Annotated in this window: 1 protein-coding gene; it reads left to right on the forward strand. The window is 57.0% G+C overall.

Features of this window, described 5'->3' with window-relative positions; all coding sequences use genetic code 11:
* The coding region (locus ACTHUM_RS19975) for an aminotransferase class III-fold pyridoxal phosphate-dependent enzyme (protein WP_440404004.1) at positions 1-435 on the forward strand (435 nt) is incomplete at both ends.

The following is a 435-nucleotide window of genomic DNA, read 5'->3' on the forward strand; positions in this document are numbered from 1 at the left end:
CGCGATCATTTTGGCGAACACAAAACCGAAATCATCTCCTGTCTCAACAGCTTCCACGGCCGCACCCTGTTTACCGTATCCGTCGGCGGCCAGCCCAAATATAGCAAAGACTACGCACCGCTGCCGGCCGACATTACCCACGCTCCCTTCAATGATGTTGCCGCATTGGAAGCAGCCGTCGGCGACAAAACCTGCGCCGTGATTATCGAGCCGATTCAAGGCGAAAGCGGCATCCTGCCTGCCACCCAAGAATATCTGCAAGCCGCACGCCGTTTGTGCGACAAGCACGGCGCATTGCTGATTCTGGACGAAGTGCAAACCGGCATGGGTCATACGGGCAAACTGTTTGCCTACGAGCATTACGGCGTGACGCCCGATATTCTCAGCTCTGCCAAAGCTTTAGGCGGCGGCTTCCCGATTGGCGCGATTCTGACC

Source organism: Neisseria sp. P0021.S006, from assembly GCF_051956895.1.